The organism is Bacillus sp. SIMBA_154 (genome assembly GCF_046536015.1).
Classification (GTDB): domain Bacteria; phylum Bacillota; class Bacilli; order Bacillales; family Bacillaceae; genus Bacillus; species Bacillus pumilus_P.
Map to the genome: position 1 here is coordinate 1 of NZ_JAWJBV010000190.1, position 279 is coordinate 279.

At 39.4% G+C, this 279-nt stretch carries 1 protein-coding gene; it reads left to right on the forward strand.

The genetic code is table 11. The features are described 5' to 3' along the window. Positions 1-98: 98 nt before the first annotated feature. The coding region (locus tag R0K30_RS21685) for a hypothetical protein (protein WP_410612876.1) at positions 99-279 on the forward strand (181 nt) is incomplete at its 3' end.

The following is a 279-nucleotide window of genomic DNA, read 5'->3' on the forward strand; positions in this document are numbered from 1 at the left end:
GGCGGTGGTCTGCTTGCGTCGCTGGTTTGCTGTTTTGATCTCATAACTCTTTGAAAGTGTCCTTGGTGGTTACATTTCTCTGCGGTGCCCGATTAATTATGGAAGCTGAAGTTTTCAGCTCGTCACTGGAAATAACAATGTCTGAAAATAAAATTGCACGATTTCGTAGTTTCTTGGAAAAGAATAAGATATTCTTTGAAATAACTGCATCCTTGTTTATCGGGGGTGCTTCGGTTTTATTGTCGTACTCGGCTTTAAGTATTAATGACAAAATGCTAT